Origin of the sequence: Kitasatospora sp. NPDC088548 (genome assembly GCF_044753005.1) — a bacterium.
Classification (GTDB): Bacteria; Actinomycetota; Actinomycetes; order Streptomycetales; family Streptomycetaceae; genus Kitasatospora.
In genome coordinates this window covers 473,168-498,050 of the sequence record NZ_JBIVMI010000002.1, presented here as the reverse complement: position 1 = coordinate 498,050, position 24,883 = coordinate 473,168, and the positions used below count along the sequence as shown (strand labels likewise).

The 24,883-nt window shown below is 71.1% G+C and carries 18 protein-coding genes and 2 pseudogenes; 17 read left to right on the top strand and 3 right to left on the bottom strand.

Features of this window, described 5'->3' with window-relative positions; all coding sequences use genetic code 11:
• Positions 1-320: 320 nt before the first annotated feature.
• The 14 genes and pseudogenes from ACIP82_RS05070 to ACIP82_RS05005 form a co-directional block, all read left to right on the top strand.
• Entirely contained in the window at positions 321-1,697 is a 1,377-nt protein-coding gene (locus tag ACIP82_RS05070) for a condensation domain-containing protein (RefSeq protein ID WP_400650981.1), read from the top strand.
• Positions 1,694-3,610 carry an ATP-binding cassette domain-containing protein gene (locus tag ACIP82_RS05065; protein WP_400650978.1) on the top strand — a complete coding sequence of 639 codons (1,917 nt, stop codon included), beginning with the start codon at positions 1,694-1,696 and terminating at the stop codon, positions 3,608-3,610. Before ACIP82_RS05070 ends, ACIP82_RS05065 begins: the two co-directional genes overlap by 4 nt.
• Positions 3,607-5,499, top strand: a complete 1,893-nt coding sequence (locus ACIP82_RS05060; protein ID WP_400650976.1) for an ATP-binding cassette domain-containing protein — start codon at positions 3,607-3,609, stop codon at positions 5,497-5,499. Before ACIP82_RS05065 ends, ACIP82_RS05060 begins: the two co-directional genes overlap by 4 nt.
• Positions 5,500-5,512: 13 nt before the next feature.
• Positions 5,513-6,910: a hypothetical protein gene (locus ACIP82_RS05055; protein ID WP_400650974.1), complete on the top strand. Its 1,398-nt coding sequence runs from the start codon at positions 5,513-5,515 to the stop codon at positions 6,908-6,910.
• Entirely contained in the window at positions 6,907-8,349 is a 1,443-nt protein-coding gene (locus ACIP82_RS05050) for a class I adenylate-forming enzyme family protein (RefSeq protein ID WP_400650971.1), read from the top strand. Before ACIP82_RS05055 ends, ACIP82_RS05050 begins: the two co-directional genes overlap by 4 nt.
• Before the next feature lie 133 nt (positions 8,350-8,482).
• Positions 8,483-8,764, top strand: a complete 282-nt coding sequence (locus tag ACIP82_RS05045) for an acyl carrier protein (protein WP_400650968.1) — start codon at positions 8,483-8,485, stop codon at positions 8,762-8,764.
• A complete protein-coding gene (locus ACIP82_RS05040; protein WP_400650966.1) occupies positions 8,754-9,476 on the top strand; it encodes a dihydrodipicolinate reductase C-terminal domain-containing protein in 723 nt (240 codons plus the stop codon). Before ACIP82_RS05045 ends, ACIP82_RS05040 begins: the two co-directional genes overlap by 11 nt.
• Positions 9,457-10,233, top strand: coding sequence for a class II aldolase/adducin family protein (locus ACIP82_RS05035; protein WP_400650963.1), 777 nt, complete (start codon positions 9,457-9,459; stop codon positions 10,231-10,233). Before ACIP82_RS05040 ends, ACIP82_RS05035 begins: the two co-directional genes overlap by 20 nt.
• A complete protein-coding gene (locus ACIP82_RS05030) occupies positions 10,227-11,366 on the top strand; it encodes an acyl-CoA dehydrogenase family protein (protein WP_400650961.1) in 1,140 nt (379 codons plus the stop codon). The genes ACIP82_RS05035 and ACIP82_RS05030 overlap by 7 nt, the downstream gene beginning before the upstream one ends.
• A gap of 49 nt (positions 11,367-11,415) precedes the next feature.
• Positions 11,416-12,612 carry an LLM class flavin-dependent oxidoreductase gene (locus tag ACIP82_RS05025; protein WP_400650959.1) on the top strand — a complete coding sequence of 399 codons (1,197 nt, stop codon included), beginning with the start codon at positions 11,416-11,418 and terminating at the stop codon, positions 12,610-12,612.
• A gap of 453 nt (positions 12,613-13,065) precedes the next feature.
• Positions 13,066-13,374: a hypothetical protein gene (locus ACIP82_RS05020; RefSeq protein ID WP_400650957.1), complete on the top strand. Its 309-nt coding sequence runs from the start codon at positions 13,066-13,068 to the stop codon at positions 13,372-13,374.
• 235 nt (positions 13,375-13,609) lie between these two features.
• On the top strand, positions 13,610-17,872 hold the full coding sequence (locus ACIP82_RS05015) for a hypothetical protein (RefSeq protein WP_400650954.1): 4,263 nt from the start codon (positions 13,610-13,612) through the stop codon (positions 17,870-17,872).
• 213 nt (positions 17,873-18,085) lie between these two features.
• Positions 18,086-18,694 (top strand): annotated as a pseudogene (locus tag ACIP82_RS05010) (transposase); the annotation flags it as partial.
• Between the two features lie 146 nt (positions 18,695-18,840).
• Positions 18,841-18,999 (top strand): annotated as a pseudogene (locus ACIP82_RS05005) (group II intron maturase-specific domain-containing protein); the annotation flags it as partial.
• Here ACIP82_RS05005 and ACIP82_RS05000 read toward each other — a convergent pair.
• The 3 genes from ACIP82_RS05000 to ACIP82_RS04990 form a co-directional block, all read right to left on the bottom strand.
• Positions 18,992-19,696, bottom strand: coding sequence for a transposase (locus tag ACIP82_RS05000; protein WP_400651154.1), 705 nt, complete (start codon positions 19,694-19,696; stop codon positions 18,992-18,994). The pseudogene ACIP82_RS05005 and the gene ACIP82_RS05000 sit on opposite strands and share 8 nt — an antisense overlap.
• Before the next feature lie 178 nt (positions 19,697-19,874).
• Positions 19,875-20,072: a DUF397 domain-containing protein gene (locus tag ACIP82_RS04995; RefSeq protein WP_400650951.1), complete on the bottom strand. Its 198-nt coding sequence runs from the start codon at positions 20,070-20,072 to the stop codon at positions 19,875-19,877.
• An 11-nt stretch (positions 20,073-20,083) separates the two neighbouring features.
• The gene (locus ACIP82_RS04990) at positions 20,084-20,935 is read right to left on the bottom strand and encodes a helix-turn-helix domain-containing protein (protein WP_400650948.1); all 852 of its coding nucleotides are present in this window, start codon (positions 20,933-20,935) and stop codon (positions 20,084-20,086) included.
• 148 nt (positions 20,936-21,083) lie between these two features.
• Between ACIP82_RS04990 and ACIP82_RS04985 the strand changes: the two genes are divergently transcribed.
• From ACIP82_RS04985 to ACIP82_RS04975, 3 genes are all read left to right on the top strand, one after another.
• Positions 21,084-21,437, top strand: a complete 354-nt coding sequence (locus ACIP82_RS04985; protein WP_400650946.1) for a hypothetical protein — start codon at positions 21,084-21,086, stop codon at positions 21,435-21,437.
• A gap of 83 nt (positions 21,438-21,520) precedes the next feature.
• Complete coding sequence (locus tag ACIP82_RS04980) at positions 21,521-23,398, top strand: DUF4357 domain-containing protein (protein ID WP_400650944.1); 1,878 nt, start codon at positions 21,521-21,523, stop codon at positions 23,396-23,398.
• Entirely contained in the window at positions 23,395-24,600 is a 1,206-nt protein-coding gene (locus tag ACIP82_RS04975; protein WP_400650942.1) for an McrC family protein, read from the top strand. The genes ACIP82_RS04980 and ACIP82_RS04975 overlap by 4 nt, the downstream gene beginning before the upstream one ends.
• Positions 24,601-24,883 lie beyond the last annotated feature (283 nt).

The following is a 24,883-nucleotide window of genomic DNA, read 5'->3' as shown; positions in this document are numbered from 1 at the left end:
CCCGGAGCTGTCGCCAGTGGTACGGGAGCGTTGCGGGACAAACCGGAAGCGCGGGGCGGACGGATTCACCCGGCTGGTCTTACCGGCTTCCTCTGTTGTGTGACGTAGCGTCAAATCTCCTGTGCTTCAAGGTTTCTGACGATATTACAGATCGTTGACTTTGGTATAGACCTCTGAATAGATTGTGCGCCGTGCGGACGGGGTCGCCGTGCGGACCCACCGCCGGGTGTCCCGGTGCCCGCAGGTCGTGACCTTCCCCGATACCGCCGGATGTTTCGCGCCTTTCGCCACCCCTTGTCTCCGACGGAGGATGCTTTCAGGTGCTCGACCAGGAAGAAGTTCACCGACGATCGTTCTCCGCACGGGGCGGAACCGCTCCGCTGACCTGGGGGCAGCTCGCGATCTGGAAGACCATCGCGTGGATGGGGGACGAAGCGCACTATTTCAATGTGCGCCGGCTGATCGACCTCCCCGACGGCACCACGGTGGACCGCGCGGTGGAGGCGGTCCGCGAACTCGTCGTCCGGCACGAGGCGTTGCGGACCCGCTGGGAGGAAGACGAGGAGGAACCCACGCAGACGGTGCGGGCCGAGGGCGCCGTCGAGGTCCTGGTCGTGCCCGTACCCGAGGGGGACGTCCGCGAGGCGGCGGAGGCCCGCACCCTTGCCCAGGCCGCCGAGCGGCTCCCCGGCGCCGAGGGGATGCCGGGCCGCTTCACGGTCTTCACCCGCGGCACCGAGGCGATGTGCGTCGGCCTGGTGGTCACCCACCAGGCCGTGGACGGCTGGTCGATGCGAATCCTGGAACGCCAACTGCGCGCCCTCGCCGCTGGCGAGCAACTCGCCGCCGACCCGTGGCAGCCGCGCGACCAGGCCGGCGTCGAGCGATCACCGGCCGGGCTCGCCCGCAGCCGGGGCGCGCTGCGCTACTGGGAGCGGACCATCGAGAAGGCTCCCCCCGCGATGTTCGGGCCGTCCCCGCAGAGCGCCGCCGACCCGGAGCGCTTCGTCCGGCTGGGGATGGACTCGCCCGCGCTCGCGCTCGCCGCCACCGCACTGGCCGACCACTGCAGGACGTCCGTCTCCACGGTCCTGCTCGCCGCGACGGCCGCCGTCGTGAGCCGCTTCGCGGAGCGCACCTCCGTGGTGCTCCAGCTGATCGCCTTCAACCGGGTCGACCCGCGCACCGACGACCTGGTGGGCTCCATGACGGAGAACGCGCTGTTCACCGTCGACGTGGACGCGGCCGGCTTCCCCTCCCTCGTCCGCGCGACCCACGAACGAGCCGCCATCGCCTACCAGAACGCCCGCTACCACCCCGTCGATCTCGACCGGGTACTGGACGGTGTCGCGCAGCGCCGCGGCGCCCGCCCCGACCTGGGCTGCTTCTTCAACGACGCGCGGTTCCAGGACCGGTGGCCCGACACGCTCGGCACGCTGCCCACCGAGGCCGGCGCCGTCGAGCGGCTCCGGGCCCGCACCCGCCTCCACGTCGAGGGCGCCTGGGCGGCCCAGGACGCGACCTTCTTCGCCCACACCGCCTACTCGCCCGACTCGGTCCGCTTCTTCGTCATGGCGGACACCCTCCTGCTGCCCCGGCCCGTCATCGAGGAGTGCCTGCGAGAGACCGAGCGGGTGGTCCTCGACAGCGCGCTCCGGCTCGCGGCAGCGCCTGTGCCGGGCGGAGAGGGCGCATGACCCCCGGACACCGCAATCCGGTCGCGTCCGTGCGCACCCGGGCGGCCCGGTGGGTGGCCATCGCCCGCCTGCTGCCGGCGGCCGGAGGGCCGCTTGTGACGCTCGCCCTCGCCGTGAACCTCGCACTGGGCCTGCTGCCCGTCGCGTTCATGGTCGCGACGGCCGTCGCGATCTCGCGGCTCCCCCGGGCGGCCGCCGCCGGCGGTGCCTGGGGCGTGGTGCTGCCCGCACTGCTGGTCGGCCTGTCCGCCTTCGTCGTCGCGCAGACACTGCGCCCGTTCCAGACCGCCGTGGCCGAGTCCGTCACCCGGGCCGTGGACGGCTACTGCGTCGACCGGCTGCTGACGGCGACCACCATTGACGCGCCGCCCTCCTCGCTGGACCGGCCGGAGGCGCTGGACCGTCTGGCGGACGCCCGGTCGGCGTTCGACCGCGCCATGCCCAGCCCCGGCGACGCCGTCGCGGGTCTGGTCGGCCTCGTCGCACGCTACGCCCAGCTCGCCGCCGCGCTGGTGGTCCTCGCCGTGGTGCTCCGGCCGTGGGCCGCCGTGCTGGCCGCCGTCACCGCGATCGCCGTCCGCTTCGGTCAGCGCGGCTCCCTCGCCGCCTTCGTCGAGTACTGGAAGGGGATGGCGGGCGAGCGCCGGAAGTCCGCCTACCTGCGGACCGCCGCGATCGAGGCGTCCGGCGGCAAGGAGATCCGTCTGCTCGGCGCCCTGCCCTGGTTCCGCGACCGCTACCGGGCCGAGGCCGTCGGCTACCTGGCGCAACTCTGGAAGGAGCGCCGCCGCCTGCTACTGCTGCCGTTCGTCGGCCTCGCGGCAGTGGCGGCCGTCGGCGGCGGAGGGGTCTTCCTCGCCCTCGCGACCGGAGTCCCCCGCGGTACCGACGGCGCTCTGGCGCTGGCGCTGACCGTGCAGTGCCTGCTCGTCCCGCTGCGCTTCGGCGTCTACTTCCCGGAGAGCGACGTGCAGACCCAGTACGGCATGCTGGCCCACCGGGCGCTCACCGACTTCGAGGCACAGACGGGCCACGAGGCACGGCCGGAGCGGGCCAGGCCGGTACCCCGGCTGAGCGAGGGCATCGCGTTCCGGAAGGTCTCCTTCGGCTACCCCGGCGCGGACCGCCGGGTCTACGAGGAACTCGACCTCCTCCTGCCCGCCAACCGTTCCACGGCCGTCATCGGCCTCAACGGCGCGGGCAAGACGACCCTGGTCAAGCTGCTGGCACGGGTGCACGAACCGGGCTCCGGCCGGATCGAGGCCGACGGCGTGCCGCTGACCGACCTCGAACCGGCCGAGTGGCGCCGCCGACTCGCCGTCGTCTTCCAGGACTTCAACCGCTACGACCTGACCCTCGCGGAGAACGTCGCGCTGGGCGCCGCGCACCGGCCGATGAACCGGGACGCCGTCACCGCGGCCCTCGTTCGGGCCGGCGCCCGGGAGATCCTGGACGCCGTCGGACCGGGCACCGCCCTCTCCGCCGCCTACCAGGGCGGGCGGGACCTCAGCGGTGGGCAGTGGCAGCGAGTGGCCCTCGCCCGCGCCCTCTACGCCGTCGACGCCGGGGCCGAGGTACTCGTCCTCGACGAGCCGACCGCCCAGCTCGACATCCGGGCCGAGGTGGCCTTCTACGACCGCTTCCTCGAACTCACCCGGGGGATCACCAGCGTGGTGATCTCGCACCGGTTCTCCACCGTCCGGCGCGCCGACAACATCGTCGTCATCGAGGACGGCGCCGTGATCGAGAACGGCGACCACGACAGCCTGCTCCGGGCCGGCGGGCGGTACGCGGAACTGTTCCGCCTCCAGGCCGACCGGTTCGACCGGGCCCCGGACGACCCGCAGGCGGACAGCACCGGTGACGGCCGGCCGGACGAGACCGCCCCCGACCGCCAGGAAGCTCTGCGATGAAGGATCTGTGGCTCGCCGTCGCGCACTTCATCCGGTTGTCCTGGCGCATCGACCGGCGCCGGCTGATCACCGGCCTGGGGCTGCTGCTGCTCGGCTGCCTGGCGACACCCGCTCTCGCCGTCGCCCTCAAGCACCTGACCGAGGCGGTGCTGGACGGCCACGGCGGCCCGGCCGTCGGTTTCGCGCTGGCGGCCGCGCTCCTCCTCGTCGGGGAGCAGATGCTGGGCCACTTCGCCCACCTGCACTACTTCGAGCTCGGCGAGCTGGAGGAGGTCGAACTCCAGAGCCGTCTGCTCGACGCCGCCGGTGCCCCGGGCACCCTGGAACGGGTGGGCACCCCGGAGTTCGCCGACACCCTGCACCTCGTCCGCGAGGACGTGGTCAGAACGAGGTCGGCGCTGGAGGCGGTGCTGCAACTGGTCACCATCGGTTTCCAGACCGTGCTCACCATGGTGCTCCTGGCCCAGGTCCAGCCCGTCCTGGCCCTGCTGCCACTGCTCGCCGTGCCGCCGGTGCTGGTCGGCCACCGGGCCCAGGAGGTCGTGGAGCGCGCCAAGAAGCACAGCGCCGAGGACTCCCGGCGCACCCGCGACCTGCTCAGGCTCGCCACCGCACCCGGGCCGGCCGGGGAGATCCGCCTCTCCGGCGCCGGTCCCGAACTCCGCCGCCGGCAGGCCGAGTCCTGGCGGGCGGTGAGCGCGGTCCTGAACCGCGCACAGTGGAGCGCCGCCGCCCTGCGCGCCGTCGGACAGCTTCTGTTCGCGGCCGCCTACGCCGCCGCGCTGCTGATCACCGTCGGCGCGGCCCTCGACGGGCGGATCGGGCTCGGCGACGTCATCCTGGTCATCACCCTGACGGTGCAGATCAGCACCCAGACGGCCACCTTCCTGGGGCTGTTCGGCACGCTCCAGGGGGCCGGCCGGACCGTCCGCCGACTGGCCCGGCTCGGCGCGGAGGGAGACCGGGCGCCGGGCCCCGCCGCCGCTGAAGCCCCCGCGGGCACGGCCGCGGAGCCCGGTCCGGCAGCGGGCGCCGACCCGGCCGGGGCGCCGGGAACGGCCCCGCCCGTCGCCCGGCCCGGCCCGTCGGTCCCCGCACGGCTGCACGGCGGCATCCGCTTCGAACACGTCTCCTTCAGCTACCCCGGGGCGGCCGAGCCCGTCCTGGACGACATCGACCTGGAGATCCCGGCCGGTTCCACCATCGCCCTGGTCGGCGAGAACGGAGCCGGGAAGAGCACCCTGGTCAAGCTGCTCTGCGGCCTCTACCGCCCGACCCGGGGCCGGATCCTGGTCGACGGCACCGACCTCGCCGAGCTCGACCCCGTGGCCTGGCGGGCCCGGGTCGCCGCCCTGCTCCAGGACTTCGCCCGCTACGAACTGCCCCTGCGGCAGACCGTCGGACTCGGCGACCTCCGTCCCGGAGCACAACCCGGCGACGACACCGCCGCCCTCGCCGCCGCGCTGCGCTCGGCAGACGCCGAGAGCGTCGCCGCCGCCCTGCCCCGAGGCGTCGACCACCTGCTCGGCAAGGGCTACGGGGACGGTGCCGAACTCTCCGGCGGTCAGTGGCAGAAGCTGGGCCTCGCCCGCACCCTGCTGCGCCCGGCCCCGCTGCTGCTCATCCTCGACGAGCCGGCCTCGGCCCTGGACGCCGAGGCCGAGCACCTCCTGTTCGACGGATACGGCGCCACCGCCCGAACCAGGGCCCGGGCCCACGGCTCCGTCACGGTCCTGGTCACCCACCGCTTCTCCACCGTGAGCCGCGCCGAGAGAATCCTCGTCCTCACGGAGGGCCGGGTACGCGAATGGGGCACCCATGAGGAGCTCATGGCCCGCCCCGGACTCTACGCGGAGCTCTACACCCTGCAAGCCGCCGCATACGCCTAGAAAGGCAGGTACCTTGCACACCCGTGACCCCATCCACCGGTTCGAAGACCCCGCGACCGCGGAGGACGGCACCGAACTCGCCCGGATCTGGGCCGACCTGATCGCGATCTCGGCCCGTCCCGCACTCGCTGACGACGCCGCACCGGGACCAGGTCTGGCCAGGGCCCTGGCCGTGGTCGACAACGGCATCCTCAGCAGGGGATCCGGCGGTATCCGGTCCGTCCCCTCGGCCGGCGCGATCTTCCCCTACGACGTCCTCGCCCTGGACCGATCCGGCCCGGGCCCCGCCGTCCTCTACCGGCTCGATCTCGACCGCCGGCTCTGCGTCCGCACCGCCGGTGGCGCACCACTGGACGAGATCCTGGCCGAGGACGCCGACGACGAACGGTCCGTTCTCGTCCTGCTCGCCGTCCGCCCCTGGCTGTCGATCCGCAAGTACGGTCCGCGGGGCTACCTCTACGCGCAGATCGACACCGGACACGCGGCGACCAACATGCTGGGTACCGCGCTCGACCACGGCACCGCCCGGTTACGCCTCGCGGTGTCCCGGCAGCGGCTGGCCGCGGCACTCGCCGACCTCCTGCCGTACCGCGAGATCCACTCCGTCCTGGAGCTGGGACTCCCGGAGTCGCCCGACGCGCCCGTCCCGGAGGGCTGGAGCTACCTGTGCCAGGACCGGCCGGTCCCGATGGAGAACACCGGTCACCTGGAGGCGGTCTGCTGGTCCGGCATCCCCGACCTGCTCGCCACCGGGCAGGAACGGGCCCCGGTGGCGGCCCGTACCGTCGTCGACGCCGGCCCGGTGCTCCCGGCCTCGGCGCGGATCCGGCCCGGGGAGTGGACCGGTCTGTCCCGCCGGCGGCGCTCCTCCAAGCACTTCGGGCGCCGACCGCTCGACCCTGCCGTCCTGCTCGACACCGTCGGCACCCTGACGACCACACTGCCCTGCGACTTCGCCGGCGCCGGCCTAGGCGTCACGGTGCTCACCCCGCACGGCCGCCTCCCCGCCGGCCGACCGGAGCACCACGGCGAACCGCGCTTCCTGGGCACCGACTTCGTCACCGACGCCGAGGCGATCGCCCGCGCCTGCATGGGACAGCACCACCTGGCGGGCGCGGACACCTTCGTCCTGCTGCACGCCGACCGCGCCGGCACCCTCGGCAAGGGCCCCGCCCTGCTGCGCGAGGCCATCTTCCGGTCCGCGGCCGCCGCCCACCTGCTCTACCTGGGCGCCGCGCGCAACGCCATCGGGGTCACCGGCGTCGGCGGGTTCGACGCCGCCCGGTGGCGGGCCGCCGCCGAGCTGGACGACACCCGGGAACTGCTCTACATCGTCGCCCTCGGCAGCGACCGCGACGCCGGCCGCAAGCTGGACCGCGCCGAGATCGCCTACGCCCAGGGGGAAGGATGACCGGCCTGCTGTGGGAGCGCCTGCGCGAATCCCTGCACACCCACCGTGACCGGCCCGCCGTCACCGATCCGGACGGGACCGCCAGCTACGGTGAAATCCTCACCAGGGCAGTCGAGTTGAGCGAGAGTCTCGGGCTCGGTATCCGGCCCGGCCAGGACCGCCCCAGGGTCGCCCTGAGCGCCGGCAACTCCGCGCACTACCCCGTCGCGCTGCTCGCCGCTCTGGGGAGCGGAGCGGTGCCCTTCCTCTTCGACCCGCAGTGGGGGGAGACGGAGATCGCCTCCGCCATCCGCAGCTGCGGCATCGACCTGCTGCTCCACGACCGCCCGCTGCCCGCCGGGTCGGCCGGCCCGGCCCGCCCACTGGCCGGGCCGCTACAGGTCAGCGAGGCCACCGGACCGCGCGAGCGCCCGGAGCTGCTGCCGACCACCGAACTGTGCCGCTACACCACCGGGAGCACCGGGTACCCGAGCTGCGTGGAGTTCTCCGGCACCGCCGTGACCGGCGCCGCCACCAGCTGGCTCGCCGGCACCGGTCTGCGGCCCGACGACCGCATCCTCTGCTTCGCGGGCCTCGCCAACGGCCTGGCCTTCAACACCTCGCTCGTCCCCGGCCTGCTCGCGGGCTCCGTCCTCCACCTGGCCGGTGGCCTGCCGACCGCCGGGCACGTGCTGCGGTACGTCCGGCAGACCGGGCCCACCCGGCTGACCGGGTTCCCGGCGCTGTACGCCTCGCTGCTGCGCCGCACCGCCCCCGCCCCGGAGCTCGCCGGAATCCGGGTGGCGATCTCCTCGGGCGCTCCGCTGCCGCCGGACGACGCCCGTGCCCTGATCGACCGGTACGGCCTTCCCGTCGCCAACTACTACGGCATCGCCGAGACCGGTCCGCTCACCTTCGACCGCGAGCCGGTACCGGAGCGCGGCCTCGGCGCACCGCTGCCCGGCGTCGAGTTCCGGATCCCGCCCGGCGCGCGGGCCGGGGAGCCCGCCCCGATCTCGGTCCGCTCCTCGTCCATGGGCTCCCGGTACCTCAACGCACCCGGCCTCCTCGAACACCGCCTCGACCAGGACGGGTTCTACCTCACGGGCGACGAGGGCCACCTGGAGTCCGGGCTGCTGCACCTCTCCGGCCGCTCCGGCAAGCACATCAACGTCGGTGGCCGCAAGGTCGATCCCCACGAGGTGGCGGAAGTCCTGCGCACCGTGCCCGGTGTGACCGACGCCCTGGTCCTGGAGGTCACCAGGTCCGACGGCGACAAGGCGCTCGGCGCCCTGGTGGCCGCGCCGGCGCACGTGGGGACCGATGCCGTGCGCGCCCACTGCCGGGGCCTGCTGGCCCCCTACAAGGTGCCCGAGCGCCTCGCCGTGGTGGACCGGATCCCTGCCTCCAGCATCGGCAAGCCCCGGCTGGCCGCCGCGCGCGCCCTGCTGGAGGGCTGAGACCGGCGCGCCGGGGCGCCGGCCGGCCCGGCCGCCGTCCCGCCGCCTTGTCCGCACGTCCTCGTCCGCACGTCCTCGTCCGCACGCCCTTGTTCGCACGTCCGACCAGACCGTCCCCGCGAAACGGAGTGTCATGACCAACCCGTCCCCGCAGCCCAGCGCCCTGCACGATCGCGTCGCCGATCTCGCGGTGACCGCCTCCGACGGCGGGCTTCCCCTGGACGCCGTCCTGGTCGGCAGCTCCTCCTTCGCGGAGCTCGGCATGTCCTCCCTGTCCTTCCTGCGCCTGATCGACTCCCTGGAGAACGAGTTCGGCGTCTACATCGACCTGGAGGAGGCGGCCGGCACCCTCGGCACCGTGCGCGGCCTCGTGCGGTACATGGAGGACCAGGGAGTCGGCCCGCATGCCGGGTGAGACGTTCCGGGTCGCCCTGGTCGGCGCCCGGGGAAGGCTCGGTACGGCGGTGGCCGAGGCGTGCCGGGACGCCGGACACCACGTGCTGCCGACCGGCCAAGGCGGCGAGCTGCCGACCGGCGGCCGCCCCGACGTCGTGGTGGACGCCGCCCCGGCGGCCGCCACCGAGCGGACCGTCGCCCAGTGCCGGAGCGCCGGCCTGCCGCTGCTCAGCTGCGCCTCGGGGCTGACCCCACGGCACTTCGACGCTCTGCGGACCCTGGCGGCCGAACGGCCGGTCCTGCGGGCCGCCAATCTCTCGCTCGGCCACTGGCTCCAGCGCCGGGCGATCGCGGTGCTGGCCGAGGCCCTGGCCGGACACACCGACCGGCCGGAGGCCGTGGTGCGCGAGCGGCACACGGCGGCCAAGAAGGACAGCCCCAGCGCCTCCGCGCTGGCCCTGGCCGAGCTGTGGACCGCCCGGACCGGCGAGCCACCGACCGAGGTCGCGGCTCTGCGTTCCGGCCTGCCGGTCAGCGACCACACTTTCCAACTCACCTTTGAACAGCAAATTCTGACAATCAATCACGAGGTCAGGTCACTGGCCGCGGCCGGCGCCGGCGCCCTGCTCGGGGTGCGCTGGCTCGCGCGGGCGGACGCCGGGCTGTGGTCGATGGACGACGTCTACGAGGCCGCGGCCCGAAGGAGCAGGCATGCCGATCAGCACCGATGAGACCGCTGCGGCCACGCCCGCGACCGCCGGCCCGCCGGCCCCGACGCCCGCGCTGCTGCGGCTGCGCGGACACCTGGCGATCGGCGCCCGGTCGCTGTCGCTCGGCGGGCACGACGACTTCAACCAGGGCCAGGTCTCGGCCCGCCTCCCCGGCGGCGGGTCCTTCCAGATCAAGGGCGCCCTCACCGGCTTCGACGAGTGCCGGCCCGAGGACATCGTCCCCGCCGAGGTGGACCCAGACGCGCCGCCGCACCGCCTCGCCCCGCCCGAACTCCCCCTGCACCAGGCGGTGTACGCCGCCCGCCCCGACATCAACGCCATCGTGCACAGCCACGCGCCGTACACCCTGGTGTTCGGCGCGACCGACCTGGCGCTGCGCCCCGTCTCCCACGACGGTGCCTGCTTCGAGGACCGGTTGTCCCGCTTCACGGTCACCAGCAACACGATTCTGTCCATCGCCACCGGCCGCGCGGTCGCCGCCGCACTCGGGCCCGACCCGGCGCTGCTGCTCCGCAACCACGGCGGGCTGGTGGTCGGCAAGTCGCTCAAGCACGCCATCGTCCTCGCCCACCTGCTCGAACGGGCCTGCCGGTTGCAGCTCCTGGCGGAGTCGGCGCCCGGGGGCTACCACAGCTCCTCCGCCACCGACGTCGAGGCCAAGCGCGAGTTCATCTACGGCGACCTCGCGGTCCGGTCCTACTGGGAGCACTCCGTACGCGCCGTCGTACGGGCCTGGCCGGAGGCGGCGGGATGGTAAAGGTCGAACGGTCGTTCGCCGACGACACCCAGCGGGAGCTGTTCGCGCTGGTGGAGGAGATCGCGGACAAGGAACTCGCGCCGCGCGCCGCCGCGGAGGAGCGCTCGGGACGCTTCCCGAGGGAGCTGGTCGAACTCCTCGGCCGGGCCGGGCTGGTCGGCCTGCCGTTCCCGGAGCGCTGGGGCGGCGGGGACCAGCCGTACACGCTCTACCTCCAGGTGCTGGAACGGCTCGCGTACCGCTGGTTCGCCGTGGCCGAATCCGTCCACCTCCAGGTCCTCGCCTCGCACGGACTGGCCCGGTTCGGCGGCGACGAGCAGCGGGACAGATGGCTTCCGCGGCTGCTGAGCGGCGAGGTGCTCGGCGCGAACGCGCTGTCCGAGGCCGACGCCGGCTCGGACCTGGAGGGCATCAGGACGGCCGCCGTCCGGGAGGAGGGCGGCTACCGGATCTCCGGCACCAAGTCCTGGGTCAGCCACGGCGGTGTCGCCGGCCTCTACAACGTCTACTGCCGAACCGGCGGCGCCGGCCTGGGCGGGCTGACCTGCCTCATGGTGGACGCGCAGACTCCGGGCGTGCTGCCCCAGCGGCCCGAGCGCAAGATGGCGCTGGCCACCCTGCCGACCGCCCAGGTCGTCCTCCAGGACGTCCGCGTGCCGGAGTCCATGCGGCTCGGCCGCGAGAACCGGGGCATGCTGGTCGCGGCCTCGGTCTTCGACCACGGGCGGCTGGGCATCGCGGCCTGCGCGGTCGGCCTCGCTCAGGCGGCGCTGGACTACGCCGCCGACTACGCCAAAGGGCGAGTCCAGTTCGGCTCGCCGATCATCTCCTTCCAGGGCGTCGGCTTCCTGCTGGCCGACATGGCCACCCAGGTCGCGGCGGCCCGCGCCCTGCTGCTGGAGGCGGCCCTGATCCGGGACTCCGGGCGGCCGTTCGCGACCCAGGCCGCACAGGCCAAGCTCTTCGCGACCGACACCGCCATGCGGGTCACCACCGATGCCGTCCAGGTGCTCGGCGGCCACGGCTACGTCCAGGACCACCCCGTGGAGCGGTGGATGCGGGAGGCGAAGCTCCTGCAGATCATCGAGGGCACCAACCAGATCCAGCGAGCGGCGATCGCAAGGTCGCTGTGACCTCGGCGGGAACCTGCCAGGACCGCACGAACCGACACAGAGGATCACCATGCGCTTCGGCTGTTTCATCTCCCCCCTGCACCCGATCGGAGAGGACCCGACCCTCCTGTACCAGCGCGACCTCGAATTCGCCCAGGTGGTGGACTCGTTGAACTACGAGGAGCTGTGGATCGGGGAGCACCACTCGGCGGGCTGGGGCACCATCCCCGCGCCGGAGCTCCTCATCGCGGCCGCGGCCGAGCGCACCCGGCGAATCAAGTTCGCCACCGGGGTCACCGCGCTGCCGTACCACCACCCCTTCCTGGTCGCCGAACGGGCGATGCACCTCGACCACATGACCCGCGGCCGGTTCATCCTGGGCGGCGGTGCCGGGTCGGTGATCTCGGACATGCACATGTTCGGGATCGCGCCCGAGGACACCCGCGAGCGCACCGCCCAGGCGATGGAGACGATCGTCGCGCTGCTCGCGGGCGAGACGGTCACCCGGGACGAGGGCTGGTTCAGGCTCGTCGACGCCCGGCTGCAGCTGGGTCCGTTCAGCCCGGGCGGCCCGGAGGTCACCGTCGCCAGCGCCGCCACCCCGTTCGGCGTCCAGCTGGCCGGCCGGCTCGGCATCAGCGTGCTGTCCCACGCCGCACCGCCGTGGGGCGCCGTCCGGGCCGGGCACAGCCTGGGCATCGAACGGTTGGCGGACCAGTGGCGCCACCACGAGGAGGCGGCGGCCGAGGCCGGCCGACAGGTGTCCCGGGACGACTGGCGACTGGTCATACCCGTCCACGTGGCGCGGACCAGGGAGGAGGCACTGGAGGACATCCGGGAGGGGTGGCTGCGCCAGCGCGACGAACTCTGGATCGACACCATCGGCCTCCCGATGTCGCGCAACCCGCAGAGCGGCGCCAAGGCCTTCGAGGCCACCGTGGCGGCCAACGGGATCATCGTCGGCGACGTGGAGGACGTCGTCGGCGCGATCACCAAGCTGCAGGAGGTCACCGGCGGGTTCGGCACCCTGCTCATCTCCTGCCAGGACTGGGCGCCGTGGCCGGCCCAACTGCTGAGTGTGGACCTCTTCGCGCGGTTCGTGGTGCCCCGCTTCCGGGGCACGACCGACCGGCTGCGCGCCTCGAACGCGTGGGCGGCGGCCAACCGTACCGCCATGCAGGAAGCCGGTTTCGCGGCGCGGAACAAGGCCATGGCCGAGCACGGTGCGCCGGACGGCGGGGGCCAGGGGGAGCGCGAGCGCGTCTGACGGCGGCTCCGGCACGTTGTGCGCGGTGCTGTCCGGAGTCAACCTGCGCCCGATCGTGGGGCGAGCAATCGAGATCGGCGCGCTCGCCGACTCTGGCCTGGCGTTGGTCGGGGATCTCTGGACTGGGTCGGAGGCGGTCAGCACGGGGACCTGGCGGAACATGCGGACCAGCGGCGGTGTCTGCCCAAGGGCTGGACCGCCGCTGGCCTCGCGACCCCTTCGGGGCTGATGAGCACCAGAAACCTCCCGACCCTATGACGCGCTCGTTGCGAGCCCTCCAGGGCTGACGGCCACGCGCGTACGAGGACACTCAGCATCAACGCTGCCTGTTGTGAGAGGGCGATACGTGAGCTGATGTCCGGTTCGTGATTGGGGCTGGGTGAGGTTCGCTGGTCGGGGGTCCGCGACGGGGGTTGTGGGCGGGGCTGGGTGAACAGGCCGGATTCGGTCTCGGTGAGGACGCCTCTGCTGACCAGGCGTTTCAGCTTGGGGCGGATTCCCTCGGTGTTCTTCGGGACGATCAGCCGGATCGATCTGGTCTTTCCGCCCACCTACGGGTCGTGGCTCAACTGGATCGAGCCCGAGTTCGCCGCGCTTCGTTACTTCGCGCTCAACGGCACCGCTCACCGCAACCGCGACGAGCAGAACGCCGCCATCGGAGCCCACATCCGCTGGCACAACGCCAAGGCCGAACGGAAGACCAGCTTTGCCCCGGACTCACCCGTCCACTCCTGGAGCTATGACCCGGCCAAGGCTGCATGACAAGCCGCTGGAACAAAATGTCTACAAACTCCTTGACCGAACGTCATGAATCGGGTCAAATCTATCAGCGGCGCCCGATTTGTACGCTTTTCATGTTGGTTGGGTGTGCGGGGCGCCGGTCGGACTGTCCTTGAAAGGTGGGTCCCGTATGGACTGGTCGAGAGGGCGGCCGCCGGCCGCCGTGGCTGTGCCCGGAGGAGGGGGGCCACGGTTGTCGCTGATATCCGGGCCCGGAGTGCGCAGAGCGTTATCGCTGGCGCTGGCACTGGCGATGATGCTGACGATGTTCAGCCTGGCAGTGCGGTCGTGGGCGGCGACGGCGCATCAGATCGACGGCAGGTGGGTTCCGGGCACCCCGGCCCAGGTGGCCTCCGGTGAGGTGGTCACCGCCGAGTGGCGGGTCAACCTCAACGACGACGCCGAGGCCCCGGCGAACGGACCCGTGGACGACGTCACCCTCGGCGTCACTCTGGTCAACGGGGTGTTCGACGCGCTGCCGGGTCTGTGCCTGACGGCCGGGGTCGATCCGGCGTCGTCCCTGTCGGCTGACAAGAAGACTCTTACCTGTAACCTCGGCACGCACCAGCAGGGCACATCGGTGGTGTTGCAGGCACCCGTGGTGGTCGACGGGCCGACCGGGGGCCAGGTGACCGCGGTGGGGACCATCGACGGTCAGAGCGCCGCCGTGCCGCCGCTGAGTATCGTCAACCCCTTCACCATGGACATGCGCTGGGGCGTCGGCGCGGCGAACTACAGGCAGGGAGCCGGGTACTTCGAAGTCGACTACGAGTGGACGCTGAGCAAGGGGAGGGGAAGCGACCCTGGACCGCAGACGATCACGTACGACTTGACGATCGGCTCGCAGCAGGGGAGCCAGATCCAGCTCGCTCCCCAGGGGTGCGCGCCGTACTCGATTCCCGCGCCGGCCGGCGGCCACCCGTGGTCGGGCGGCGGCCACCCGGCGAACCAGACGGCGTCCTTCGTGGACAACTGCCAGATCACGCAGACCGGTCCGAACGCGTTCCGGCTCACGATCTCCGGGATCGACTACGCCCCGGCCAGCCCGCCGACCCTGGACTCGACCGGCGCCAGGCTGCCGTCCGATCAGGTGGCTCTGGCCTCCGGTTCGATCTGGGTGCGCGTGCTCACCTCGGCCGAAGGTTCTGCCGCACTGACGGCGAGCGCCCCCACCTACACTTCGACCACCGGGCAGACGGCGCAGGACAACCCCGCGAACAACAGCGAGTCCAAATCGTGGACGACCCCCGGCACATACTCCTCGGGCTGGGGACGGGGCTACACCGGTAGCGGCGGTACCACGTGGGATGACACCTACCGGGTGGCGGCCGGCACGACTGTCGGGCAGTACATGGACACCGCGATGCAACTGCATACCGATCGGCCCGACGACCGCCTGGTCGGGATGTGCTCGGCGCTGGACACCAAGTACGTCACCTTCAACGGTTTCAAGTGGACCACCCCCGCCGGCGGAGTCGACGGCGCAGTGGTCGAGTACTACACCGGGAACGACGCCCACCTGGATCCGACCAGTGCCGCGTACGACCCGAACGGGTTCGACTGCGGCGTGACGGGAGGGTGGACCACCACGCCACCCGCCGATCCGGCGCAGGTGAAGGCAGTCCGGGTCACGGCGACCCAGGGCCAGATGAAGGTGCCTGGCTACACCAACATCAACCAGAACGTGTTCCAGACGATCAAGCCGGGCACCCCGCCCGGTACGGACGTGTGGAGCTTCTTCTCCGGTGTTATGGATGATCCGCTCAACAACTGGTGGAACAAGGCGGGTTGCATCCTGAACACACCCGGTCTCCGGTACCCGTGCACCACCGGCTTCCGTGACGTGCTCCGAGTCGCGACGGCGTCGCCGGCGATCGGCAAGTCGGTCGACCGCGCCGTTGTCACGCCGGGCGTCCCGGCGACCTACACGCTGAAGTACTCGGCGAACGGAGCGGGGGCGATCCCCGCGACGGTGGACGGCTTCAAGATCGTCGACACCCTCCCCGCAGGGGTGACGTACGTTCCGGGATCCGCCGCTCCCGAACCCGTGGTGACGGCCAACGGATCGGGCCGACAGGTGCTGACCTGGACACTCGACGGTGTCGTCACCAACGCGGACCACAAGCTGACTTACCAGGCGGTGGCCGACAGTTCGGTGACGGCGGGTCAGGCCCTGACCAACTCGGCCACGGCCTCGCTCGGCGGGATCACGACCGCGCCGGCAACGGCACAGGTGACGGTTGCGACGGGCGGATACACCACGATCGCCAAGACAGCCGACTCGGCGTTCATTCCGAACGTGAAGGGCGACGGCAGGGGTTCGGGTTCGTGGACGGTGACGCTGAGGTCGTACGACCCTGCCCCGCAGGCGTTCACGGACACGATCGACATCCTGCCGTACAAGGACGACGGTCGCGGAACGTCCTACTCAGGCTCCTACGAACTGGAGTCGGTGACGGCCGTGCCGGGCGCGAAGGTGTACTACACCACCGTCGCGCCGGGTTCGCTGTCCGACGACCCGGACAACAAGTCCAACGGCCGGGCCGGTGACCCCACCGGGAACTCGGTGGGCTGGACGGAGACGTTCACGCCGGACGCGACGGCTGTGCGGGTGATCGGGCCTTCGCTGGCTCCGGGTGCGCGCCAGCAGTTCAAGGTGGCCGTGGCGACCGACGGGGCGGTCGGAGGCGACAAGCTCGTCAACCGGGCGCAGGCACGGGACGGGCACACCGAGCTGGTGATGCGCACGTCGGCTCCGCTGACGGTGGCGAACTACTACTCGGCATCGCTGAAGAAGTTCGTCCAGGGCAAGGACGGACAGTGGCAGGACGCCAATGAGGCCGCCGACTACCCGACCTTCCGCTACGGGGACACCGTCCACTACCGGATCGTGGTCACCAACACCGGCCAGGGCACTCTGACGAACGTCAAGGTCTCGGACGACAAGTTCCCCGAGCTCGGCGCGTTCACCGTCGCCTCGCTCGCCCCCGGGAAGAGCGAGTCCCACGAGTTCAGCACCGTGCTGGACACGTCGGTGCCGGGCACGTTCGTCAACACCGCCTCGGCGACGGCGGACACCCCGCCGGACTCTGGTACCCCGCCGCAGATCCCGTCGGACCCGGCCGGGTTCGAGGTGGCGAACTACCGCGTGGAGAAGGCCGCCGACCCGGTCTCCGGCCAGGCGGTCAGCCCGGGTGAGAAGGTCACCTACACGGTGAAGGTCTCCCAGGAGGGCTCCGCCGCGGCGAACGCCTCCCTCTCCGACGACCTCTCCAAGGTACTGAACAACGCCGACTACAACGGCGACGTGAAGGCCTCGATCGGCACGGCCGAGGTCAAGGACGGGGTGCTGCAGTGGAACGGCACCGTCCCGGTGGGCGGCGAGGCGACGATCACCTACTCGGTCACCGTCAAGGGCGGTGGCAACGGCGAACTCGTCAACGCCGTGCTCTCCCAGGGCTGCGCGGTGGCCGAGGACGGCACCACCCCGGGCTGCACCACGCATCACCCCGTGGGCTCGTACGTCTTCTTCAAGGTCTCGGACCCGAAGTCGGGTTCGACGGTGCAGGTCGGTGAGAAGGTCACCTACACCGTCGCCGTCAATCAGCACGGCAAGGCCGAGGTCAAGGGCGCCACGATCACCGACGACCTGTCCAAGGTCCTGGACGACGCTACCTACAACGGCGATGTGAAGGCCTCGGCGGGCACCGTCGAGGTCAAGGACGGCAAGCTGACCTGGACCGGCGACCTTCCGGTGGACGGCAAGGCCACGATCACCTACTCGGTGACCGTGACCGGCGGCGGCGACACCAAGCTGCACAACGTCGTCACCACCCCCGACACCAAGCGCGGCACCTGCGAGCAGGAGATCGGCTGCGAAACCGACCACGTTTACGGGACCTACGTCTTCTCGAAGGTCTCGGACCCGAAGTCGGGTTCGACGGTGCAGGTCGGTGAGAAGGTCGCCTACACCGTCGCCGTCAATCAGCACGGCAAGGCCGAGGTCAAGGGCGCCACGATCACCGACGACCTGTCCAAGGTCCTGGACGACGCTACCTACAACGGCGATGTGAAGGCCTCGGCGGGCACCGTCGAGGTCAAGGACGGCAAGCTGACCTGGACCGGCGACCTTCCGGTGGACGGCAAGGCCACGATCACCTACTCGGTGACCGTGACCGGCGGCGGCGACACCAAGCTGCACAACGTCGTCACCACCCCCGACACCAAGCGCGGCACCTGCGACGAAGCGGTGGGTTGCGAGACCGACCACACGGTGCCGGCGGGGAACACCCCGCCGCCGCCCACCGACAACAACCCGGCTCCCGACAACCCCGGACCCGCCCAGCCGGCCCCGCAGCCGTCCGGCATCCTCGCCCGCACCGGCACGACTGTGCTCACCGCGGCCGCGATCGGCGGCACGCTGCTGATCCTCGGCGGCCTCGCCCTCGCCCTCAGCAGGCGCCAACGCCGCAACAACTGAGGTAGACGGACCTGAGAAGGGTGTCCGTGGCAGCCAGCCACGGACACCCTTTCGGGTATACGCCACAAAGGGAAAGCGCCGGCTGCAACCGCACTGCGCCCCTGGGGTCTGAGAGGGCAGTATGTGACGTGATGTCGCGTCTTTCGTCACCGGATCGTATGGGACCGCAGCCTCCGCGCTGACCAGAGGGCCCGGTCGTGCTGGAGTGTCCCCGTGAGCGACCGCCAGCCCTGCAAGAGCGACTTATCCGACGAGCGCTGGGCCCTGATCGAGCCCGTGATCACCGCCTGGAAGGCTCGGCATCGCTCGGTCAGCGGCCACGAGGGCAACTGCGACATGCGGGAGATCGTCAACGCCCTGCTGTACCAGTCCCGCACCGGCTGCCAGTGGGACTACCTGACCCACGACCTGCCGCCCGTCGGCACGGTGAAGTACTACTTCTACAAGTGGCGCGACGACGGCACCGACCGGACCATCCACGACCTGCTGCGCTGGCAGGCGCGGGAGAAGAGGGGCCGATTAGCCGACCCGAGCCTGGTGGTGCTCGACACCCGGAGCGTGCACGCCGCCGCCGGAGTCCCGGCCGACACCACGGGGCGGGATGCGAACAAGAAGGTGCCGGGGCGCAAGCGGGGACTGGCCCTTGACGTGCTGGGCCTGGTGATCGCGGTGGTGCTGGCCGCCTCCGTCCACGACAACGCCGTCGGGACCGTGCTGCTGGACAGGGTGGTCGCCGCCACCGAGCCGGGTGCGGTGAAGAAGGCCCTGGTGGACCAGGGGTTCAAGCAGGCCTGGCGGCACCCGCTGGCACGCCTTGGGCTGCGTCGTGATCAGCCCTGGAGGGCTTGCAACCGGTATGGGTGTCCGGAGTGGGCCTCCTCGGGTTTCACCATCCGCTGGTGCGTCATGTTCCGCGCCGGGGCGGCAAGCCCATCACCTTCCTCGCCCGATGGCCCGCAGACAAGGCTATGAGGCACGCGCGGGATCGGCTCTGTGAACTGACGGACCGTTCCCGTCCGCGATTGCCGGTTGAAGTGGTGGTGCAGGAGATGAACTGGTTCCTGTCCGGGTGGGCGGTGTACTTCAAGTATGGAAACTCATCACGCCACTTCGACAAGATCAGGATGTTCGCGAGGATGCGACTGGCGCTGTGGATCGCCAAACGGCACCATCGCAGTCGGTCAGGTCCTCGGCGTTATTCCACCGCGCGAAACGGGAGTCCTTCAGCGCTTCGGTGGCCCAGACGACCACGTGGAAAGCGTCCATCACCCGCAGCGCACCGGGTGCCCGCTGGGCGATGACCTGGGCGGTCCAGGCGGCGCCGTCGGCGCTGATGTGGGTCAGCCGGGCGGTTCGAGCCTGGCCGAGCTGGTCGAAGAAGCGGGTGAGGACGTCGGCGCCGTGGCCGTCGGCCATCCACACCACGCGGGCGGTATCGTGATCGACCACGACTGTCATGTAGCGCTGGCCCCTGCGGTAGGAGATCTCGTCGATCCCGGTCCGGCGCAATCCGGCCAGGCGGTCGGTGTGCCGGTCGCGGTCGGCGGTGCAGCGCTCGACGATCCGGCCGATCGTGCGCCAGGTGCAGCGCAGCAGTTCGGCCGCGGCGCTCTTGGAACACTCGGCGGCCATCCACGCGGCCTGCTGGTCGAAGGCCAGGGTGTGACCGGTGCCGCGCCGGGCGTCGGCCTCCAGGAACACCTGCCGCGTCCCGTGGTCCAGGTCGCGCCATCGGCGTCGGCCGCGTCCGCGGTCGTACAGCGCTGCCGGGCGGCGGCACAGTCCGCACCGTCCACGCCGCCGCGCGTCAGGCCGTACCGACACGACCACGCACTGTTCTGATTTGTCCCAGCGCACCGCCTCGACCACGGTGTTTGCTGAAGGCAGGCGCGCCGTCTCTCTGCTTGATCCAATTTGGGCTTCGACACCTCAAGGATCACAGAGGACGACGTGTTTTACGTCCAGTCGTAAATCAGCGCACCCACACATGCGGCAGGACAGCCTAGTTTGTCAGGTGGTCGAACTCGCCTGCCTTGATGCCGCGCAGGAAGGCGCGGAGCTTGTCGGGGGTGGTGGTGATGATGGTGTCGGGGTCGTCGCTTTCGCGGAGCTTGATGGCGCCGTCGGGGGCTGCGGCGAGACAGATGCAGTTGACCGACTCGGAACTGTAGCTGGACTTCTGCCAGTTGAGAGCTGACATGGCGCTTCCTCTCAGGTGTCCTTTTCGATACGGGCAATGAGATCACGTGACTTCGGGGGGCTGAGGGTGCAGGCTTCCATGAGGTCCAGAACCTTCTGATACTTCACCAGTTGCGCATGGGCGTCAAGGAACTCGGAGCCGTGATACGTATCGAGCTGCACGGTGTCGAGTTGGGGCACGGGTGCGGAGCAGTAGACGATGGACTGCCCGGAGCCGGGGAGCGTGCCCGCACCGAAGGGGATCACGAGAACCGAGACATTCTCGCGGGTGCTCACCTCGATGAGGTGCCTGTGCTGTGCGCGGGCCACTGCCGGCCCGCCGAACCCCATTCGCAGGGCTGCCTCATGGACAATCGCCGTGAGCGGGATCGCCTGTCGGCTGTAGAGGACTGCCTGCCGTTTCATCCGGTACGACACCCGGTGCTCCACGTCGTGCGGCGCCAGAGGCGGTACGGCGTTGCTGGCGAGTGCACGTGCCTGGTCGACGGTCTGGAGCAGGCCGGGGATGTGAATCACCGAGGCGATGCGCATCGCCGTGGTGTGGTGTTCCGTTTCGGCAAGATCGAGCATGTTTGGCGGCAGGATGTTGCGATACTCCTCCCACCACCCTCGGGTCCGCCTGCCGGTCATGCCGGCGAGAGCGTCGATCAGGTTCTGGTCTGTGCATGTGTAGGCGCGAGCGAACGTGCGGACGCGCTCCGCGCTCACCGCGTAGCGGCCCGCTTCGATTCGGCTCATGTGGGCCTGGTTCACTCCGAGGCGTGCGGCGGCGGCAGTTGAGCTGAGCCCGGCGTTCTCGCGGAGTTTGCGCAGCTCAAGTCCGAGCCGCTGCTGTCGCAACGTTGGGGTGCCGCTCGCTGTCATCGTGCTCCCTCTCATCTCTCACTTACAGCACGCAAACCTTCGATTCCCAGCATGGCATTTCTATCATGATGGCGCTACGGTATGACACGGTTCACTTACTGCAAGTGATGAATCTTGACTCAGTCACGCCTCCAGGCAGGAGACTTCCATGACCGCTGCGCCCTCGCAAAACCCCCGCCCTGCCACCCGTCTGTGGGCGACGCCTGTGCCCTTCGACCAGGAGCTGTGCGGGCTCGTGCTCGATACCGCGCCCCGGCTTTTCGCCGTCGTCCAGGTGTGCGGTAACGGCCGCGCGGACGCTGACGGATGGGTCGTGGCGTGGGGGCTCGCCGACGGTGACGGGCCGACCTACGTGGTCGGCGTCGACGGGCAGACGCGGATGACCGTCGCGTCGCCCGAGCGCGCCGTGCACCTGTTCACGGGGCAGCCGGGTATCACCGCGAGACTGGTGTGGCTCGCACAGCCGGCCGCTGCCGCGCTCGACCGGGCCGAAGCCGCCTGACCTCTCGGCCCGCTCGCATACCTGTCGGTGCCAGGCCTTATTGTGCGCACAGGATCTTCGAGGATGAGGGGCGGGAGCGGGCCGTGGAGGACGAGTACCAGGAGTTCAAGCTGCGGTTGGCCGTCGGAGGGCCTGTCGCGCGTGGACGGCTGCTCCCGGAGAAGGGCAGCAACGGCAGTCAGAAGTTCCTGGTGTACGCGGGGGCGCCCGCGCGGGGGAGCGTCATGCCGTCCTACGCGGAGCGGAGGTCGTCCTCCAACCGTCTGCGGACGCAGTTGATCGACGAGGGCAAGCTCCAGCCCTCCGAGCGCTGGCCCGGTCATCTCCAACTGACCGAGGACGTGGAGTGCGGTTCCCCCTCCGCCGCCGCCGAAATCCTCCTGGGCCGCTCGGCCAACGGCTGGACGCGCTGGCAGACGAGCGACGACAGGCCCCTGTCCGAGTTCATGACAGGCGTCTGGGCCGGCCCCAACCGGGCCTGGTTGGTGCGCGGTTCCAATGTCGCCGGCCTCGACCTCGTCCAACGGCTCTGGCTGCCCGAGGGGCGGGTCACCCTGGCCGCGGCCCGACTTCGGCAGGGCGTCGAACAGGGGACGAGCAAGGAGGAGGTGCAGAAGTTCGTCAAGGAGGACTACGAGTCCACCGCGACGTACAGCCAGCAGCCGGCGCTCGTCGAGGAACTTCACGCCTTCCTCTCCCGGATCAAGCCCGGTGACACCGTATGCACCATCTCCGGCGGGCTGCTGTACGTGGGCGAGGTGACCGGGCCGGTGGAGCAGACGGTCGCGGAGGACGGGCGGTCCAACCTGCGCCGGCCGGTGGAGTGGCAGAGTGCCGGGTACGCGTATGCCGACCTGCCTGAGGAGCTTCAGCAGAAGCTCTCCGTGCAGCACGACGTCGTCGATCTCACCTCCGTGCAGGCTCTGATCAAGGGCCTCGGGCTGAGCGACCAGGAACTCGTGGACGAGTCCGAGGCCATAGAGCGAGACCCGAGCGTTGAGATCCCCGCCCTGACCGCCCGGCGCGAACTGGCGCTGCCCGAGCCGACCCCCGAGCTCGCCCGGGAGCTGCTCGTCCACGACGTGACGTGGCTCCAGGAGGTCCGCGACCTCCTTTGGGACGAGCGCCAGCTGGTGCTCTACGGGCCCCCGGGCACGGGCAAGACGTACCTCGCGCAGAAGCTCGCGGAGTTCCTGGGCGGCGGGCCCGAGCAGGTCAAGCTCGTGCAGTTCCACCCCTCCTACGCCTACGAGGACTTCTTCGAGGGGTTCCGCCCCAAGGAGGATCCCGAGACCCGCGAGGTCGCCTTCCGCCTCACCGCCGGCCCGCTGCGCGAACTCGCCGACCTCGCCTCGCGCGAGGGCAACCGGCACGTGCCGCATTTCCTGATCATCGACGAGATCAACCGGGCCAACCTGGCGAAGGTCTTCGGGGAGCTGTACTTCCTCCTGGAGTACCGCAACAAGGCCGTCCGGCTCACGTACTCCGGTGACGACTTCGCCCTCCCGCCGAACCTCTTCGTCATCGGCACCATGAACACCGCCGACCGCTCCATCGCCCTGGTCGACGCGGCGATGCGGCGCCGGTTCGCGTTCGTCGAGCTGTCGCCGCGGACCGAGCCGACCAGCGGTCTGCTGCGACGCTGGCTCACCGCACAGGACCGCGACGGCGAACCGGCGGACCTGCTGGACGCGCTCAACGCCCGGATCGACGAACCGGACTTCCGGATCGGCCCCTCGTACCTGATGAAGCCGGGCGTCTACCGGGAGGGCGGCCTGGACCGTACCTGGCGGACGAAGATCCTCCCCCTGCTGGAGGAACACCACTACGGCGAAGGCGTCGACATCGAGAAGCGCTACGGCCTGGCGGAACTGCAAGCCGAGCTGGCCGCGCAGCCTTCCAGGTTCGTCACGCAGCCGGGCGACATCGTGTGGGACGCTCAGCCCCAGGCGGAGTCGTGACCGTCGTCCAACTGGCCGAGCACGCGCCGGCGGTGTCCGTCCCCCTTCCGGACGCCGCAGGCAGGGCACTCGCCGCCGCACGCATCCTCGAAACCGCCGCCCCCGACCCGTACCGCACGGGCCACTGGACCCTCAGGGCCGGCAGTAAGGTCGGCGTGGTGAGCCTGGCGGTACCAGGGAGTGATTCCGTCACCGTGCGGATCACCCCCAAGGTGCCGATCGCCCGTCTCTTCTTCCTCATCGGGCACAGCCTCGACCCGCGTGGCTGGCGGGAGGGCCAAGTCGAGGTCGGCGACCACCGGGAACTGCTGCCGGCCCTCGCCCACGCCGTGGAACGCCAGGTGGACCGGGCGCTGCGCCAGGGCCTCCTGCAGGGGTACCGGACCGTCGAGGACAGCACCCTCGTGGTCCGCGGCCGGATCCGCGAGGCCGAGCAGATCCGCCGCCGGTTCGGTGCCGCCCTGCCCGTGGAGATCGCGTACGACGAGTTCACCAACGACATCGCGGAGAACCGCATCCTGCGGGCCGCCGTCGAATGCCTGCTCCGCCTGCCCGGCGTACCCCGGGACGTGCGCCGCCGGCTGCTGCACCAGCGGGTACGCCTGGCGGACGTCTCCCCGCTGGTGCGCGGCCAGGAACTTCCCGTCTGGCAGGCCACCCGCCTCAACGCCCGCTACCAGCAGGCTCTCCACCTCGCCCGCGTGGTCCTCGACGGATCGTCGCCCGAGCACACCGCCGGCGGACTGCGCATCGACGGCTTCCTGTTCAACATGAACAGGCTCTTCGAGGACTTCGTGACGGTCGCCCTGCGCGAGGCGTTCCGGGGGACGGACCGCGCCTGCCGGCTCCAGGACCCGCACCATCTAGACGAGGCCGGTGGGATCCGGATGAAGCCCGACCTCGTGCTGTACGGCCCGGCGGGCACTCCGCAGGCCGTGGCCGACGCCAAGTACAAGGCCGAGAAGTCCGGCGGGTACCCGGACGGCGACCTCTACCAGATGCTGGCCTACTGCACCGCCCTCGGCCTGCGGGAGGGCCATCTCGTCTATGCCAAGGGCAACGCTCCGCACGCCGCCCACCGGGTGCGGCACGCCGGCATCGTCCTTCATCAGCACGCGCTGGACCTCAACCAGGGGCCGACCGGCCTGCTCGGCGAAGTCCGGTCCCTGGCCGGCCGGATGGCGCTCGGCACGACGGTATGATCACGACCGGAACGGCCAGCAGGGGTTAGGGAGTCCAGCCGCGGCGCCACGGCCTCCGTCCCACCGTTCGCGGCAGCTCGCAGCAGCACCGCGTCCACAGCCCGGAACGCCCCCACCCCCGGATGCGACTCCGCATGGCCCGCACCCCGGGTGTGGGGGGGGGCCCCGCGGGCCCGCCCCCCCCCGGGGCGGGGGGGGGGGGGGGGGGCGCGGCGGGCGGCGGGGCGGGGGGGGCGCCCCCGCCAGCGGGGGGGGGGGGCGAGGGGGGGCGGGGCGGGGGCCC